The sequence below is a fragment of the Dysgonomonas gadei ATCC BAA-286 genome (assembly GCF_000213555.1).
In the GTDB taxonomy this organism is placed as follows: domain Bacteria; phylum Bacteroidota; class Bacteroidia; order Bacteroidales; family Dysgonomonadaceae; genus Dysgonomonas; species Dysgonomonas gadei.
In genome coordinates this window covers 81,846-99,401 of the sequence record NZ_GL891988.1, presented here as the reverse complement: position 1 = coordinate 99,401, position 17,556 = coordinate 81,846, and the positions used below count along the sequence as shown (strand labels likewise).

Annotated in this window: 14 protein-coding genes; 9 read left to right on the top strand and 5 right to left on the bottom strand. The window is 38.6% G+C overall.

Translation table 11 applies throughout. From position 1 onward, the window contains the following. The first annotated feature begins 130 nt into the window (after nucleotides 1-130). From HMPREF9455_RS16895 to HMPREF9455_RS16870, 6 genes are all read left to right on the top strand, one after another. Complete coding sequence (locus tag HMPREF9455_RS16895) at nucleotides 131-493, top strand: DUF1304 domain-containing protein (RefSeq protein ID WP_006800955.1); 363 nt, start codon at nucleotides 131-133, stop codon at nucleotides 491-493. A 103-nt stretch (nucleotides 494-596) separates the two neighbouring features. Beyond that, nucleotides 597-1,076: a glutathione peroxidase gene (locus tag HMPREF9455_RS16890; RefSeq protein WP_006800954.1), complete on the top strand. Its 480-nt coding sequence runs from the start codon at nucleotides 597-599 to the stop codon at nucleotides 1,074-1,076. 3 nt (nucleotides 1,077-1,079) lie between these two features. Continuing rightward, nucleotides 1,080-1,511 carry a pyrimidine dimer DNA glycosylase/endonuclease V gene (locus HMPREF9455_RS16885; protein ID WP_006800953.1) on the top strand — a complete coding sequence of 144 codons (432 nt, stop codon included), beginning with the start codon at nucleotides 1,080-1,082 and terminating at the stop codon, nucleotides 1,509-1,511. A gap of 30 nt (nucleotides 1,512-1,541) precedes the next feature. Then, nucleotides 1,542-2,006 (top strand): TspO/MBR family protein, encoded by a 465-nt coding sequence (locus HMPREF9455_RS16880; RefSeq protein WP_006800952.1) that lies wholly within the window; start codon nucleotides 1,542-1,544, stop codon nucleotides 2,004-2,006. 116 nt (nucleotides 2,007-2,122) lie between these two features. After that, nucleotides 2,123-2,887, top strand: coding sequence for an SDR family oxidoreductase (locus tag HMPREF9455_RS16875; RefSeq protein WP_006800951.1), 765 nt, complete (start codon nucleotides 2,123-2,125; stop codon nucleotides 2,885-2,887). A gap of 31 nt (nucleotides 2,888-2,918) precedes the next feature. Then, nucleotides 2,919-3,827, top strand: a complete 909-nt coding sequence (locus tag HMPREF9455_RS16870; RefSeq protein ID WP_006800950.1) for a helix-turn-helix domain-containing protein — start codon at nucleotides 2,919-2,921, stop codon at nucleotides 3,825-3,827. A 128-nt stretch (nucleotides 3,828-3,955) separates the two neighbouring features. Here HMPREF9455_RS16870 and HMPREF9455_RS16865 read toward each other — a convergent pair whose 3' ends face one another. The 5 genes from HMPREF9455_RS16865 to HMPREF9455_RS16840 all read right to left on the bottom strand — a co-directional run bounded on the left by HMPREF9455_RS16865 (nucleotide 3,956) and on the right by HMPREF9455_RS16840 (nucleotide 13,082). Then, on the bottom strand, nucleotides 3,956-5,182 hold the full coding sequence (locus HMPREF9455_RS16865; protein WP_006800949.1) for a clostripain-related cysteine peptidase: 1,227 nt from the start codon (nucleotides 5,180-5,182) through the stop codon (nucleotides 3,956-3,958). A gap of 718 nt (nucleotides 5,183-5,900) precedes the next feature. Beyond that, nucleotides 5,901-6,935: a hypothetical protein gene (locus HMPREF9455_RS16855; protein WP_006800948.1), complete on the bottom strand. Its 1,035-nt coding sequence runs from the start codon at nucleotides 6,933-6,935 to the stop codon at nucleotides 5,901-5,903. A 106-nt stretch (nucleotides 6,936-7,041) separates the two neighbouring features. Further along, complete coding sequence (locus tag HMPREF9455_RS21815; protein WP_148401917.1) at nucleotides 7,042-8,343, bottom strand: substrate-binding domain-containing protein; 1,302 nt, start codon at nucleotides 8,341-8,343, stop codon at nucleotides 7,042-7,044. A 335-nt stretch (nucleotides 8,344-8,678) separates the two neighbouring features. Continuing rightward, nucleotides 8,679-11,861 carry a TonB-dependent receptor gene (locus tag HMPREF9455_RS16845; RefSeq protein WP_006800946.1) on the bottom strand — a complete coding sequence of 1,061 codons (3,183 nt, stop codon included), beginning with the start codon at nucleotides 11,859-11,861 and terminating at the stop codon, nucleotides 8,679-8,681. Nucleotides 11,862-12,038: 177 nt separating this feature from the next. Next, entirely contained in the window at nucleotides 12,039-13,082 is a 1,044-nt protein-coding gene (locus tag HMPREF9455_RS16840; RefSeq protein WP_006800945.1) for a FecR family protein, read from the bottom strand. Between the two features lie 265 nt (nucleotides 13,083-13,347). On the opposite strand from HMPREF9455_RS16840, the gene HMPREF9455_RS16835 reads away from it, so the two are divergent. The 3 genes from HMPREF9455_RS16835 (at nucleotide 13,348) to HMPREF9455_RS16825 (ending at nucleotide 17,525) form a co-directional block, all read left to right on the top strand. After that, nucleotides 13,348-13,971 (top strand): RNA polymerase sigma factor, encoded by a 624-nt coding sequence (locus HMPREF9455_RS16835; RefSeq protein ID WP_006800944.1) that lies wholly within the window; start codon nucleotides 13,348-13,350, stop codon nucleotides 13,969-13,971. Between the two features lie 186 nt (nucleotides 13,972-14,157). Next, on the top strand, nucleotides 14,158-15,738 hold the full coding sequence (locus tag HMPREF9455_RS16830) for a calcineurin-like phosphoesterase C-terminal domain-containing protein (RefSeq protein WP_006800943.1): 1,581 nt from the start codon (nucleotides 14,158-14,160) through the stop codon (nucleotides 15,736-15,738). A 701-nt stretch (nucleotides 15,739-16,439) separates the two neighbouring features. Next, nucleotides 16,440-17,525, top strand: coding sequence for a phosphotransferase enzyme family protein (locus HMPREF9455_RS16825; RefSeq protein ID WP_006800942.1), 1,086 nt, complete (start codon nucleotides 16,440-16,442; stop codon nucleotides 17,523-17,525). Nucleotides 17,526-17,556 lie beyond the last annotated feature (31 nt).

Here is a 17,556-nt window from a genome sequence, read left to right as displayed (position 1 = left end):
AATCAGAAAAAAGAAATGAAAAAAGACAAAGAATGTAAGAATCGTCTTGTAAAATAAATCTTTTGGGGAAACACTGTATTCTTTAAATATATAACTTCGTACAGTAAATACTATTATAAAGGTTAGGCAGATGGAAATATTATCTAAAATATTAATAGGGCTTGTAGCTCTTGAGCATATTTATATCCTTTGGCTTGAAATGTTTGCATGGACGACAAAGGGACGTAAGACATTCAAAAGTATACCGGATGAGTTATTCGAGAAGACCAAAGGACTGGCTGCTAATCAAGGTTTGTACAATGGATTTCTGGCAGCCGGACTCATCTGGTCTTTGTTGATTGACAGTCCGGACTGGAGCCAGAATATAGCATTATTCTTTCTTAGCTGTGTCGCTATTGCCGGAATTTATGGAGCTATCACTGCTCAGAAATCAATCTTCTTCAAGCAGGCTTTGCCCGCTCTGATTGCAATTGTCATCTTACTATTGAAATAATCAATGTCTATTTATAAAGCGAGTAAAGGATATTTCAATAAAAATTACCACCGTCTAATCTAAAATCGTTTGAGATTGTTGTATATCGTAAAACAAGTATATTATGAGTATATATGATTTTACCGTAAAGAGTAGCAAAGGCAATGATGTCCCGTTATCCAACTATAAGGGAAAGGTGCTGCTGATTGTTAATACAGCTACGGCATGTGGCTTCACCCCACAGTATAAGGATTTACAGGATTTATATCTTAAATATAAGGATCAGGGCTTTGAAATATTGGATTTTCCGTGCAATCAGTTTGGAAAACAGGCCCCCGGAACCAATGATGAAATTACCTCTTTCTGCGAAATGAAGTATAAAACTACATTTACCACATTTGGCAAGATTGAGGTAAACGGAGATAATGCAGATCCTCTTTATAAATACCTGAAGCAAAATAGCAAAGGAATCCTAGGGGATTCTATAAAATGGAACTTTACTAAGTTCCTGATCGACAGAGAAGGAAATGTCATTGACCGATATGCTCCGATAACTAATCCGTCAAAGATTGCGGGGACTATCGAAAAACTCTTAGCAAAATAATACATGCGGTTATGGTCTTTACATCCTCAGTATCTTGACTCGGCAGGGCTTAATGCCTCGTGGCGTGAAGGGTTATTGGCTAAGAATGTGCTTTTAGGAAAGACCAAGGGATATATGAATCACCCTCAATTGATTCGTTTTAAGAATAGTCCTGATCCAAATCTCTACATCGATGCTTTCCTTACCGAAGTATACAAAGAAGCTATGAGAAGGAATTTTTCATATAGCAAAGAAAAGATCCGGATGATTGAGTATATTTCTCCCATCCCTGTAACCAAAGGGCAATTGGAATATGAGTATGAGCATCTGAGGCGAAAACTTCAAAAACGAAGCCCGGAACTTTTTATAAAGCTACCTGCATTGACTGAGTTAAAACCGCATCCTTTATTTGAAACAATAGAAGGAGGGATTGAGGATTGGGAGATCATAGCATAACAGCGATAACAAGAACTAACATTCATCCATATGAGAAAATTTTTATACATATTACTTCCTGTAATAATTTGTTTTTTAGTCGGATTCACAGCCAGTTATTTTCAATCGGAATCTATACAAACATGGTATCCGACATTGAATAAACCGGAAATAACTCCGCCCAATATAGCTTTTCCTATTGCTTGGAGTATAATATACCTATGTATGGGCATTTCTATTGGGCTGATATTGAACTCAAAAGAACGGAACAAGAAATTTCTCACCTCATTATTTGCGGTTCAGTTGTTCCTTAATTTTACATGGAGCATTTCATTCTTTTATCTGCAAAACCCTCTTTTAGGTTTTATCAATATTATCTTGTTGGATCTGGGTGTATTATATTATGCTTTTAAATGTTATCCGGCGCAAAAAGTGAGTGGGATCTTATTTATTCCCTATATTCTTTGGCTGTTTTTAGCAACATATCTAAATGCTTATATTCTGATATACAACTAAAGTCTTTCGAAGAGAAGCTAGCCAATTATTTGATTTTTACCATAAGCGGATTGAATCATACAGTATCAATGAGCTATATACCAGTATCTTTGTGTTGTAATTAAAACTATTGAATTATGTCACAACAATCAAAAATCGCATTAGTAACAGGCGGCAGCCGTGGGCTAGGTAAAAATATGGCTTTAAATATAGCCCGTAAAGGGCTGGATGTAGTCCTTACCTACAACAGCAAAAAGGAAAGTGCTTTAGGAACAATCGCAGAGATAGAGCAACTCGGACAAAAAGCCATTGCTCTCCAACTCAATACTGCCGATGTAAAAAGCTTCGATTCTTTTTTCGAATTACTTAAGCAGGAGTTGTCTGTGAAATTTGGTACTCAGAAAATAAACTATCTGGTAAATAACGCAGGCATCGGAATTAATTCTCTTTTTGCCGAAACAACCGAAGAGGATTTCGACAGTCTTTTCAATATCCATTTCAAGGGTGTTTATTTCTTTACCCAAAAAGCATTGAACATACTCGAAGACGGAGGTGGTATCATCAATATCTCAACAGGTCTGGCACGTTTCTCCCGGCCCGGATATTCCGCTTATGCATCTATGAAAGGAGCTATTGAGGTATTAACAAGATATCAGGCAAAAGAACTTGGAGCCAGAGGTATTCGGTCTAACGCTGTTGCTCCTGGTGCTATAGCCACTGATTTTGGCGGAGGTATTGTCAGAGATAACGAACAGGTCAATAAAATAACCGCCAGTACGATCCCATTAGGAAGAGTCGGTTTGCCCGAGGATATTGGCGGAGTAGTTGCATTTTTATGTACTGATGACGCACGATGGGTGAATGCCCAGCGGATTGAGGTTTCAGGAGGACAAAATATTTAAAAAGGAAAAGAGTATTTAAGCTTGTATTATAATGGAAAAGGCATTGTCATTAGCAGATTTTTATCGCATTAAATTAGGGATCTTACCTAGTGAGATTATCGGAAAGATAGGCCAGTTCAATGTCTTTTCTCTGGATGATTATATACAACCGGATCATACGATCCCATACAGCCGTAAGGATTACTATAAAATAAGCCTGATATCCGGTAGTAATACCGTTCATTATGCCGACAAAACGCTGGTTGTGGAAAATAACATGCTGTTGTTTGCAAATCCTCAGGTTCCCTATAACTGGGAACCTTTGAGTCTGGATAAGACAGGCGCATTTTGTGTTTTCACGGAAGATTTTTTCAAAGGATATGGCGATTTTAAAGCCTATCCTTTGTTTCAGCCTCATGGAATACCTATCTTGGATCTGAATGATGAAGAATTCAGGCAGGTACGTATAATTTATGACAAGATGTTTTCGGAGATTAATTCCGATTATGTCTATAAATACGATGTCCTTCGAAATCTGGTTACAGAACTTATTCACACCGCATTAAAGATGCGTCCTGCTATAATGCAGCCTGTTGGACATAAAGAATCTCATGCCTCTGACAGAATCACATCTTTATTCCTCGAACTACTGGAAAGACAGTTTCCGATAGAGTCGACCATACAAAGTATTCGCCTTCATTCTCCCGGTGACTATGCACAGCAGCTAAATATCCATGTCAATCACCTGAACAAGGTACTGAAAGAAGTCACAGGAAAAACTACAAAGCTATTAATCTCAGAGCGGATAGCCTTAGAAGCAAGAGCCTTGCTGAAACATACCAACTGGACGATCAATGAGATAGCTTTCTGTCTGGGATTCGAAGATCCGTCACATTTTATTAAGTTCTTTAAAAAGAGTGAGCAGGCTACTCCGAAAGTCTTTAGAAAGAATGAAATATAAACTATTTTCTCATTTGCTGCCAGATCAAATTTATGAAAGAATGCAGTCTCAACTTTACCGATACATCCTGATAAATATTATCGTATGCATCTCTGGAAGAAGTAATTTAGTTTCAATTTAAAGATTACTTATTCTCCATATACTTCACTCCATTCCATCCGTGAGAAATAATACCGGTAATCATTCGTCCCTTTCCACCTCAGCAAAGGGATATATACACTCAACCCGCTAAATTTTGCCGGATCGATGCTAAACTTATTATCCGCGCTGACCATAAAAGTAGCTGTGGCCGCTTTATAAAGGACAACCCGGGAAAGCTGTTTTTCGAATGAACTGTATTGCTCTGTTGTACTGCTTACTTTGATAAAGTTTGCGAAATCGAAAAATATCTGCGGGATATTTTTAGTATGATATGTCTGAATACCTTCGGTTGTCATATTTTCAATATCCAATAATTTCCCCGAAAGAATTTTCTCTGTTTCCGCGTATAACCCATCCAACTCTTTGGCATCTATCAACGTAATGCTTGCCGAACGAAGAATTTCATATTTCATTTCGTTATAATGCCTGTAATAGATTTTACAGGCATCCGTCAATTCGTTCTTACCCCCAAACAGTAATGGCAGAACCTTAGCATAAGGAACACCCGAGGCATCGTAATCTGCTGCAAACAATACCTCTGTCGGTGAAGCCACAAGGTAATCCGCCTTACTGCGAAACTCATACAAGCCCTCCACTGTCCCCATCAGGCAGACATCGAACCAGATATATTCGGCTACTTTGTCCGGCAATGCTTTTGCCATGTCATCCACTTCCATAAAAGAAATGGAGCTTTCCGGTATATCGGGATTTTCATCGATGGCTACATATTTCAACCTGATATTTTCATTACTCTCTTCTTCGATATAAGTGGCAGGGTACCAGCCCATAGAATGCGACCAGATTACCAGCCCGAATGTTTCGGAAGGCACCAATTGCTTTGTTTCCTGAATGACACGTACCAATGTTTCAGCATCCGCGGAATTTTCTTCTTCATAGCTTTTCAGGACGGTTTCTGTCCCGTCCCTATTGACTTTGAAAAGCCGTGGGGAAGCGTCTTTCCTGTCTACATATATCACTGCTGTTCCTGCACTTTTCTTAGCTCCTTCTTTTATTTTCGCGATAGTATAATCCACATCACTGTCCAATGAATTATCTGCGGCCATATAAATCAATGTCGTGTATGAAATCGCAACAGGAACAGTATCATCATCGTCAGAAGAGCATCCTGTCATAAACAATAATGCAAAAAGGGATATGACAAGATAACTTCCCCGTTTTTGAAACCAAATATGTAAAAGACTCTTATCTTTCATAATATACAGGAGATTATACAATGTATTACAAAGCCATTAGTTCTATCAGGGTAGTGCACAAAATCAATAGTTATAACTATTAATTAGTTTTACATTAATTAACTATATAGCGTTAAAACCTGACACATCTGACACTTTATTTACTGTTTTTATACTATTATTTTTACATATATTAACCATATATGGTTAAAAAGTAACAGAAGTAACACGAAATCAGTGAACAGTTAGCAGTCATCAGTAACAGAATTAGCTATTAGCGGATAGCTTTTAGCCGTTAGCCTTTTGAGGACTCTTATACCCTGTCATGCTGAGTGAAGCGAAGCATCCCGTTTATTAAAAACTCCGTGTTACTCCTTTGACTCCGTGGTTAAAATGAAAAAGGTAACAAAGGTAACACATTTTGCATTCTTTGTAGGTGCCCCCTTGTGGTCGCCCGTTATTGCTATTAGCGGGTACCCACAAGGGGCACCCCTACAATTCCAAAAAGGTAACAAAGGTTACAAAAGTTACATATTTTCCCTCTCTTTTCTCCTGCTACTTTTTCCCTCTCTGTAAGTCCCCCTTGGGGGATTGAGGGGGCTTATTCATTCCTTCAAAGAGCTATCAGCTACCAGCTAAAGGCTACCAGCTTACCTACATAGATAAACTTTTCCGGAAAAATTCAGCTTCACTTGCTCTAAAATCCTGTTAATCAACATTAATGATAGAATAAAAATAATTATTCCCATTTTTCTTCTAAGACTAAGGTTCCAGCTCCAATAAAATTTATATTGTAAGTCTCAAACTTATTTAAATATTTGTAATAATCTCCTCCGCCCCAATCCGGATCATTAAAGGTTATTCCTGTTTGGTTTGGATCATGTTCCCTTACTACAGTCCCGTCTTTTGCAATCAGATCGTATGTAAGGAAAGCCGGCCCGCCATCACCATTTTCGTTTTCAAAAGTACGTCCGTACACTAAAATATAAGGAGATAATTCCCCTGCTTTAATTTCAAATTCATAGCCAATATCTACCACCTGTTCTTTATCGTATAACCATGAATCGAAGGTATAGAATTTAATTGTATAAGATTCTTCCCTTAAGTCGTCTGTTATGGTGTAGTATACTCTTATCTTTTTATAATCATTTGACTCAGGGTCTTCTTCATCTCCCGGAGGCATAGCTAAAAATTCAGTAGATGACAACTGTAAGAATGTAAACGTTCCATTTGGTTCCACAGTTATTTCCCTGTCGAGTACTAAATTTCCGTCATCTATCTTTTTCAGTTGCAATGAGCCCGTTAGCGCTTCTGTCAATACATAATTGATATTCCCCTGCTCTGTATTTAATTCAGAACCATTAAAAGTTGCTTTATATTTGTCCCGGTCTTCATTTGTAGCCCATTTTATATCCAGGCTGAATTTCGTGTATTTATCATCGGAATAGGTATCTATTTTGTCTCCAAGTTTGATGAATTGAACATTCATATTGCTTGCCAGCTTCAACTCTTCCGTATAAACCGGCTCTTTGCTTCCTTTTTCAAAGACCGTCAATATTCCGGAGGGATTGGCCCTGCCTACATAGTATGTATTCTTTATTGTATCATTATTAAACAATATAGCGTAATTGTTTCTGATATTGGAAGGGGAGACAAAGTCAGCATTTAATGTATAAAATCCATCAACTGTGTCATTTAATTCTTCATCTGTACTACAACTCGTTATTGAAAGAAGGAAGAGGCAGATAATACCCATCCATATTTTTTGTCTCATTTGTTTATATTTATTTTCAAACAGGGTACATAACCGATAGGTACCCACCGGTATGTACTCCTGTTTATTTGTTTATTTAATCAGAATTTGATCTTTTCATTATCCGTTATCTCACCCAGCTTCCTTGTGTTAACCAGTTAGCACCGCTACTACCTAAAGCACCTTTATATTGTGTATTGGTAAACCAGGTATCTGTATGTGAATAGTAACTTCCATCTATTGCTGCGCCACCGGTAGGTTGCAGAGCGCTTGATTTGTATGCGCCAAATGGACTAGAGAGAATCAGATTATTCCAGGCTCTGGCAAGATTGCTTACATCAGGAGTAAACGCGTTGAATTCCTGATTAGCAACTGTAGAAGAAACCACATTATTCAATAATGTGAACGAGTTGGTTGTTTCTTTGAGCACGCCTGAAGGGAATCCATAAAGTACACTGTTTACTAAAGTGAACTGTGCATTTCTACGGAAGTTAGCTGCAGACTTTAAAGCATTGGCTGCCGAACCTGATTGTGTACCGCTGATTGTAAGGTTACTTAATGTAGGATGCGTAAAAGGTTCTGCCGCTGATCCGGTTCCGTCATTATCACACTCGATACCATTAGGATCGCTGGAATAGCTCAATGAAGGATCAATAGTGGAAACGGCAAACTGGATACGCCCCCGGTAACCGAAATCGAAGTCAAAAGCATCATCGTCTGTCGCGGTAGAAACCAGATATTTAGCATCTGCAGTCCCTCCGAAAAATTCAAATGCATCATCAGCTCCGCGGTAAGCTTGTAAATGGTCTAATGTTGTTCCGCGGCCTACTCCTCCGAAAGTAAAGGCATTTAATTCATTCGCTTCTGAGATTTTAGCCCCGGCGTATTCCACACGTACATAGCGTAATGTTCCTGAATTGTCGTCAGCATCACCTAGTCCGGCTCCGCCTCCTCCGTAATACACGTCAACGCCTGAAGGCACAACGGAAGGATTAATACCTTCTATCAACTGATCGACTCTGTTAAGAGGAGCTTTCCCAAGAAGAACAAGTCCTCCCCAACCGCCTTCCTGTCCATTTTGGGCAGTCAGGATTACCGGACTGGTTAAAGTACCGATAGCGCTGATTTTTGCTCCGCGTGTTACGACTAAGGCAGAGGCCAGTTCCGGATCGGCATTATATACACCTTTCACTGTAGTTCCTGCCTGAATAGTCAGTGTGGCAGGTGCCTTTACATAGACTTTCCCGTTCAGGATATACTCATTCGTATTACTCCACGTAACATCTGAAGTGATGATTGTATTGTGAGGGATGGTTACCGTCGCTTTCGTTGCCACATTTGCAGGGCCTTCATCCGTTATCTCATTAGAGCATCCTGTAAATAAAACAGATACTACTGTTACAGCCAAGAAAAAAATAAGCTTTTTCATTTTTTTTACTTTTAAGTGTTTTAAATTTCCCCTTTTAATTAACATTTTCGGTTTTTACTTCTAGCTGGGAAAAACGGATACGCTTTCATTTCCGGTGTAAAATGTCCGTAAAACGACCCTCTGGAAAACGTTGTTTTGTTGCTTTGCGGAAAACGATGAACATGCTTTTTTATGCATTGGTCTTTTCCTTCTTAAAGGTAAAAGCCTCTTATTTCTTCCATTGTATATTCCAGGTTTCGGCAAACGTCAAAACGGTTGATCTATTCTCCCTGCACACGCGATAAGTACCCATCTATTCTTACACCGGTGACGTCTCACCTGATGATTATTATTTACTAAAATTTATAACTTGCGCTTATTGACAGATTTATACCTTTCTTTATCCGGCTCATTATGTAATCGCCTTTGTTGTAATCCATATCACCTGTCAGATCGAGGTAGTAAGTACCGGCGGTTCCGGTATCCGGATTGGGATTCTCTGCGGTATAATCTACTACCCGTGTGTTACGGTACACAATAAAATCCTGATTGAAGATGTCGGATATATTGAACTTTAATTCCAGACGCTGATCTTTCATCAAACGTGCTGAAAGTTGCAGGTCTAATACATCCCGTGAATTTTCATACTGGTCATACTTTGTCTCTTCCCCTGCATACACCAGTTTACGCCCGTTGCGGTTGTAGTTGACAGCAGCGCCGATTATGCTTCCCTCATAAGCAATTCCCAGATTGAGGGTATAGGGACTTAATCCCTGTAAGGGGCGGTCACGGTCGAAGTCCGGATTAGAATCTTCTATATTCGGATTTAATAGTTTCTCCTGATTATACTTTACATTGGCTTCCATCCATGTATAGTTTCCCGTGAAATAGAGGTCATGCAGCAACGGGGAAATAAATCCTAATTCTTTACGCCAGTTGAGCTCAAAACCTTTGGCCGTAGAGTTATCAAGGTTCATACTATACATTTCAAAGTTCTGCGCATCGCTTAGCATACGCATAACCATTTCCACCGGCTTGATAAATTTCTTCCGGAAATAGCTGACAGATAATACTTCCCCCGGACGTGGATACCATTCTACCCGGACATCGTAATTATGGATGCGGCTTTGTTCGAGGCCGGAACCGTTAATTACCCATACGCGGTCATCCACGTTATAATACTTTGACTGGGACAATTCCCTGAAATCCGGACGGGCAAGGGTTTTACTGTATGAGGCGCGGGCATTCAGTTCGGGTGTTATGCTGTATATGAGGGTCGCAGCCGGCAGCCAGTCTGTTTTTTTGATGATTACAGTACTGTCTTTGGGGGTCGCCCCTACTATTTTTTCTAATATCTCGGTAGTTACGGTCATATCTGTTTTCTCCATGCGTACACCTCCGATCAACCGTAATTTTTTAAAGAAACTGAGATCACCCATCAGATAGCCGGCATGGATATCCTGGCTCCCTGTATAATAATCCGCTCTTGTCGCTTGCATACCGGAAAGCTCATATACTAAAGGATTGCCGCCGAAGCGCTCCGGAGCATAATACTCTTCTATAGGTAGTCCTATCGCCCTGGGAGCATTGTCTTCTATCATCGCTTTCAGGTATTGTTGCTCAAAACCGGCTCTGCGGAATGCGCCCAGGTATCCGGCTTTGATACTCTGACGGTTGCCATCTATCGTAAAAGGATATTCCAGATTGGCTCCGATATTCTTTTTAGTCTCATGCAACCTGCTGTACATAATGTGTCCACTCCCCACATTAAAGCTATTTCCATAACCGGTAGCCCAGTTCCAATCGGCAAAACTGGCTCCTTCATGCGATTCCCCGACAATAGCGCCCTGAGCCATACGGTCGTCGGGGTTTGTCCGGATGATGTCATTATAAGAAGCATTCCATGAGGCAACCAACTTTCCTCCGAAGAGGTCGTGCTTACCGTCTAACTGAGTTTGCCACAGGCTACTTATCAAGGGTACGCTGTATTGTTCCACAAGCTTTTGACCTTCATAATATTTATAAATAAACCGTTGCTGGTTGGTATGATTAAACCGGTTATTGAACAGGTTGCGCCAAGTAATACTGTGTCCGGACATTCGCCAGCCGGTATTCAGCACAGCCCCTATGCTTGTGGTTGCTTTATAGCGGTATGAACCTTTACCCGATGGCTTAAAAATGCTGTCGCGGGTAATCATATGCGCTTCAAGGATTTCTTCCGTGTTTTCTTCGTGACGATAGGTCAGAGCAGCCACAACGCCCAAAGAGCTTTTTCCCAGGTCTACAGGAAGCCCCGCCGTCAGGCTATAGTTCTGAAGCGGCTGCGCTGTATATTTACTCAAACCATATGTGTTTTTCTGTCCTGCATTGATGATATTCTGTGCGGTAGCCGCTTCATCTTTACCGGAATACCATTTCCGCTTATCGATTTCCCCCAGGAACCAGTCGGCTCCGAAACGTTTATTGCTGTAAAAATCTTTTCCGGTACTGATCGTATTCATCCCTGTTCCGATACCAAGGTTCAGAAATTTCTCATCCGGAACGGCCAAAGTATTTACTTCCACCAATCCTCCGGTAAATTCACCCGGCATATCGGGACTGAAAGTTTTGCTGATAGTCACATTATCCACCAAACCTGAAGGGATTACGTCAAAAGCAAAGTTGCGGCGGTTAGGCTCGGTACTGGGTAATGAAGCCCCGTTGAGCTGCACATTATTGTAACGCTCACTCATACCGCGTACAGTCACATACTTTCCGTTGTCGATGGTAACTCCCGATACACGCTTGAGCACCTGAGCCACATTATTGTCGCTGGTCTTTTTAATCATATCGGCACTGACACCATCGCTCATGGCTGCCATGTTCTTTTGTCTGGCATACAGTCCTGTTGCTGACGCTTCATTGTATGTTGCTGTTACCACAACCTCCCCCAGTTGGGTTGTAGCTTCCTTGAGTACGACGTCCAAAGGAGTTATTTTATTTGCTGTTATCTTCACGTCTTTTACCACTAATGTTTCAAAAGACATAAAGCTGATCTGAATATCCGTAGTCCCGGAAGATATATTCGATAATTTATACTTACCGTCAGCATCTGTAGCCGTACCGATAGTCGTTCCCGGAACGCCGACTGTGGCTCCGATAACAGGTGCGCCTTTTTCATCGAGGACTGTACCTTGCAGGCTGCCTCTTGCCTTGGGTGTCGCAGTCTCAGTTGTTGCATCCTGTCGCTTTTTTATAACAATCGAATTATCCGGCATATTTTTAAATGTGAATCCGGTTGAAACCAGGCTTTTAGTCAATAGTAAATTAATATCCTTGCTGTCTCCGTCTATTGCCGGAACCTGAATATTGCTGAATGATTTGTCGTCATAAATAATATTTTTACCACTATTCGCTGCAATCCTCTCTATACGGGCTTTTAATGATTCTTCCGGTAACCGGATTTTATTATTCTGGGCGTTCAGCCATACTGGTAACCCCGTTGCTACGACCAGTAGTATTATGTACCGGAAAACTTTTACTGTTAGATACTCTTTCATTTGTTATTTTCTCTTCTTTTTTTTGTTACTTAGCTATATATTAGATATTCAAATTGATTCATTCTTGTATAAAATAAGACAAGGAAATGGCCGTTCTTCTTCTTAGAAAAACTCTGTTTGTAAAAAAATCCAATAATCAAAAGGGGACTATCAACTGTTATATCCCTATTGTGTGTACTATTTGTAAATGATAACTCTTTGTGGGTTTTCGAACTTATATTTCACATCGTATACTTCAGAAATGTTTTGTAAAACATTCCCAATCTGTGCATCTCTTGGATAAGATGCATTAAAATGATTTTGTTCCAGAATTCCTCCTGTAATGACCAGATCTATACCATAAACCTGTTTCAGCCTCAGTCTCAGTTCATCTACATTTGCCTGCTTCAGTACCAGCCGATTTTGCATCCAGGCAGCTGCGTCCTGCCAGTTACCGGAGCTTTCATTGTATTCTCCGGTCTGTGTATCATAGGTAATTTGTTGATTGGCAACCAATGTCCCTATTTTTTTATCACCGCAAATCACTTCGACCTTGCCGGAACGTACCGAAACCTCATTTTTCCTGATTCCCTTATATGCTTTTACATTAAAAGATGTGCCTTTAACAGTGGTTTGTATATCTCCGGAATGTATAATAAAGGGTTTTTCAGGGTTCTTAGCGACCTCAAAGAAGGCTTCTCCGTCCTCAATCCATATTTCACGTTTGCTAAGGTTATATTCTTGTTCGATATATAATATCCTGCTGTTGCGGTTAGCATGCAGGATTGTTCCGTCAGGTAATGTTATTTGTTTTATTTCATAGCTGTCTGTCTGGCAAAGCAGGCTACTAAAGTTATTATTTGAAAGGAGATTACTCTTTTGATTTGAGAATTTATCAATTGTATATATTCCTGAAAAGATAGCAATAATCAGAATAGCCGCAACTACTGCATATTTATGCAAGTATATAAAAAAGACTGGTGTTTTTTTCTTTTTATCCGGATTATGGATACCAAGTATTGAAAATATGTTTTCTTTAGCTTGTTTACGCCCCTCTGCCAACAATTCTTCGTTTCCTTTATAATATTCGGTGGTATCTTCCGGATTCCAGTCTTCGACCAACTTTTCACTATCCCGGTCCAATTTACCCTGAGTAAAAAGTTCGAATATGCGAGATATCAGGAGCAGTTTTTTTAAATACTCCAGATGCGATTGCTTCTTTCTGTGATCTATTTTATTCATTTCTTTATTTTGTGGGGCTATATTTTCTTTGCAGGAATTCACCCCCTTCTATAAAGATAAACGAGTCAAGCGTTGTCAGATCGGGCAACAAAACTGTTAAGTGATTGTTTCAAATTTGCAACAACAGCATATCATACTATATTACAATATTTTACCAAACACGTTCTTATCAAAAAAATATTTATTTATAATTTTTGTTTTCTTAACAGTCCCGTAATATATAAGAAATACATTTACATCCGGAATATACCAAATCATTATGACTATGTCTGATAGAGAATTGTTAGAGGCTATCGCTTTAAAAGATGAGCAAGCCTTTAATATATTTTATGATAGGTATGAGCATTTACTTTATAAATGGGCATATAACCGTACTGGGGATATTAATCTGACAAATGAAATCACACAGAATTTTTGGATAAATGTGTGGTCGGAGCCAGCTTTGATAAAAACGAATGATAAGGGATCTGCCCGCAATTTTCTGTTACATCATTATACTTACAGAATGCTTGACTATTTGAAATCTTCTTATTTTAAGCTAACTGGAAGTGAAAACCGAAAAGATATGGACGAAATAGAAACCGTCGTACATTATACACACGTGGAAGAAGAATTTGATTTTAAGGAGGTCAATAAATTGATAAACAACATACTTGAGGTATTACCCGAGATTGATCAGAAAGTTATAACCCTTATTTGGCAGGAAGAATTGTCTATCAAAGAAATTTCCGAATGCTTGAATATTGATGAAAGAACTGTCAATTATAAATCTAAAGCAGCGAATTCATTTATAAAAAAGAGCCTTAGTAAACTATATAATATAAGGTATCAACAAAAAAATGAGAATAAAGATCCAGGCTTATTTAATGAAATTTCATCTGGACAATAAATGAAAACCTAAATATGACTATTAAATATAAGGATAGGATGTAATTTTTTTTACGATTACCCTCATCCGTGAAAGGTTAGAAGTACTACAGTCTGACAATAATAAAAATCCAGATAAGTTAGAATCTTTCACGTTCTTTTTAATACTACTATCATTATTAATATAATAAAAATAAATAGTTTTTTTATGAAAAGTATATTACTTATTACATTATCTCTAGCCAGTTTATTAAATTTATCGGCACAGCAAATAGCAAAAGGCTATGTATTTGAAGACGGAAATAACAATGAAAAAAAAGAGAAAAAAGAAAAAGGGATTGCAAATGTTGCCGTGTCAAACGGAATTGATGTCGTGTTAACTGATTCCGAAGGTCAGTATAATTTACCTGTAGGCGATGATAATATCATCTTTGTAATAAAGCCAACCGGATATAAAATTCCTGTCAATGAATATAATTTCCCGAAATCTTATTATATGCATAAACCTAAAGGATCACCCGCCTCATTTTATAAAGGAGTAGAACCAACCGGAGAACTGCCAAAATCAATAGACTTCGGCCTTATCAAATACGATGAGCCCGAAATCTATTCTTCATTTATCTTTGGGGATTCTCAGACCTACTCAGAACAAGAAGTTGAATATTTCACAAAAGGTATTGTGGACGAAGCTAAAAACAGGAATGGACTCAGTTTTGGGATTACATTAGGCGATCTTGTCGGAGACAATCTGAGCCTCCATCTGTCATATAAAAAGGCCATACAACAAATGAGATTGCCTTGGTATAACGTCATTGGTAATCATGATATGAATTATGATGCCAAGGAAGATATACTCTCTGACGAAACATTTGAATCTAATTTTGGCCCGGCGAACTATTCTTTCAATTATGGGAAAGCGCATTACATTGTGCTGGATGATATTCTTTATCCTAACCCTGTCACAGGCAAAGGATATCTTGGAGGATTAAGAGAGGATCAACTGAAATTTGTAGAAAATGATCTGAAATTTGTACAGCCGGATCATCTCATTATAATCAGTATGCATATTCCTTTGTTTGATAGGAAAGATAAAGATGCTTTTAGAGAAGCAGACAGGCTACGATTTTACGCATTGTTAAATAATTATCCAAATGTATTGGTTTTATCTGCCCATACACATATTCAGTCTCATAATTTTATAGGAAAAGAAGATGGGCTGAATAGAGTAAAACCAATCCACGAATATAATGTAGGAACCACTTGTGGCGATTGGTATTCGGGGATACTCAATGCTAAAGGTCTGCCAACATCCACAATGCGTGATGGAACTCCCCAAGGATATGCAATTATAAATGTAAAGGGTGATAGATATACATTAGATTATAAGGTAGCCGGACAATCTGACGATTACCAGATATCCATATATAACCCTAAAGTGGTACCTTACAAAGGTAGATGGATTACATCGGGAATATATGCCAATTTCTTTATGGGATCAGATAATGATATCGTCGAATATCGTGTTGATGAAGGGACCTGGACTAAAATGACAAAAATAGAAGATTATGATCCGGCGTATTATCGTTATATGCAAGACTGGGACTACTCAAATGAAGTGAAACCTGTAAGAAGACCATCGAATCCACAGATATGCCGCCATTTATGGCGCGCTAATATCCCAAGCTCTCTTTCTGTGGGAGAACATCGTATAGAGGTTCGGGCAACTGATATGTTTGGACGGGTATTTACTCAAAACAGCAGTTATCAGATAAAAGAGCTTCCTAAATAAAAAACACTATTTAATCCGGAATAAGCGACTAATATTTAGTCGCTTATTTGTTGTATATATAAACATAGTTTATGCTAAATGATTCGACATACTTGCAATTGATATCTAATATCATGTTAAGTTTTTTTGTGTATCAGCAATGTATATTTACTTGGCTGAACTCAAAACGCCGATATTGCTTGATATTAATAATTTAACAACAATTGAATCTATGGTACTATTATTCGTGAATGAAAATTTAAATTCTAGTTTCAAAGCCGAGTTTCTTCTAAAAGAAGCTTGTATAACTCTTTGTAATGTTTTGCTATAATTTTCCAAATGTAGGAGGTACAACCGACCGGAATGACTGTTGTAAATATATTTCTATTTCTTTGTTATTGCCTCTGTCATCCTGGTTGTTACATCTAGAGAAAGATGTAATCGACAATAATCCAATTAGTAATAAGAAAATGTAAATGGAAGCCTGCCGTTTTCTTTTACTTTATATTCTGCATTATCTTTAAAGGTTGTATCTACACTCTTTTTGAGACAGTGTCAAATTTTATAGAAGCCCTTTAATTTTTTCTCAATTAATTTTTAAATAGGGCCTAAGAAAAATATAAAAAAATAGATGTTAATATAAATGAAACCTCTATCTTCGTTCTGTTCTTTAGTTTAAAATGCATCCAGCATTATATATCTTAAATTAACGCCACTAGCCGATGAATGTAGGAGAACACTTTGCTTTCGACGGGGTTGTACAGGACATACGCTCTATAGGCGAAGGACTTATCAACGATACTTTTTTTGTAGAAACTATAGGAAATAGCCCTAACTATATACTGCAGAAGAAAAACAAGAATATCTTCAAAGATATTCCTGCCATGATGGATAACATACATAAAGTTACCAACCACCTCAAAGAAAAGATTATCAAACAAGGTGGAAATCCCTTGCGTGAGGCTCTTACAATAATACCTACGCTGGATAATAAGCTATACTATCTCGATGAAGACGGAGAATATTGGGCTGCATGTTTATTCATTGATAATACAATTGCTTATGACTACGCAGATTCCCCGGCATTAGCTGCACAAGGGGGACGAGGAATCGGTAAGTTTCAAGCCATGCTGGCCGATATGAAGGATCCGTTAGTCGATATATTACCTGGTTTTCACAATATGAAGTTCCGTTTTCAGCAATGGGATGAGGTGTTGGCAAAAGACCCGGTAGGGCGCAAAAAACATGTGCTAAAAGAGATTGGATGGATAGAGAGCCGTCGCGACGAAATGCTTGCTTTATGGAACAAATTCGAAGCTGGTGAACTCCCGGTACGGGTTACGCACAATGATACCAAGATCAGTAATATATTGTTTGACAAACAAGGTAATGTATTATGTGTAATAGACCTGGATACAGTACTTAGCAGTATGTGCCTCAATGACTATGGTGATGCGATCCGTTCATATACCAATGCCGGTAAAGAAGATGATGAAAATCCGGATAATGTGTATATCAAGATGGATATCTTTGAAGGATACACGGCAGGCTACCTATCCGAGGCAATCACCTTCCTTACCCCGGCTGAAATAGAGAATTTAGCCTTTTCTGCTAAATACATTACCTTCGAGCAGGTTCTCCGCTTCCTCATGGATTACATTGACGGTGATAACTATTACAGAGTGAAGAACGACACTCATAACCTGATACGCACACATGCGCAATATAAACTACTGCGGTCGATGGACGAGAACTACGGTAAGATGTGTGAAATCGTGAATAGACTTGTTGCTAATCTGAAAAGATAGCTTGTAAATTGGATAATAAACCTTCAAATAT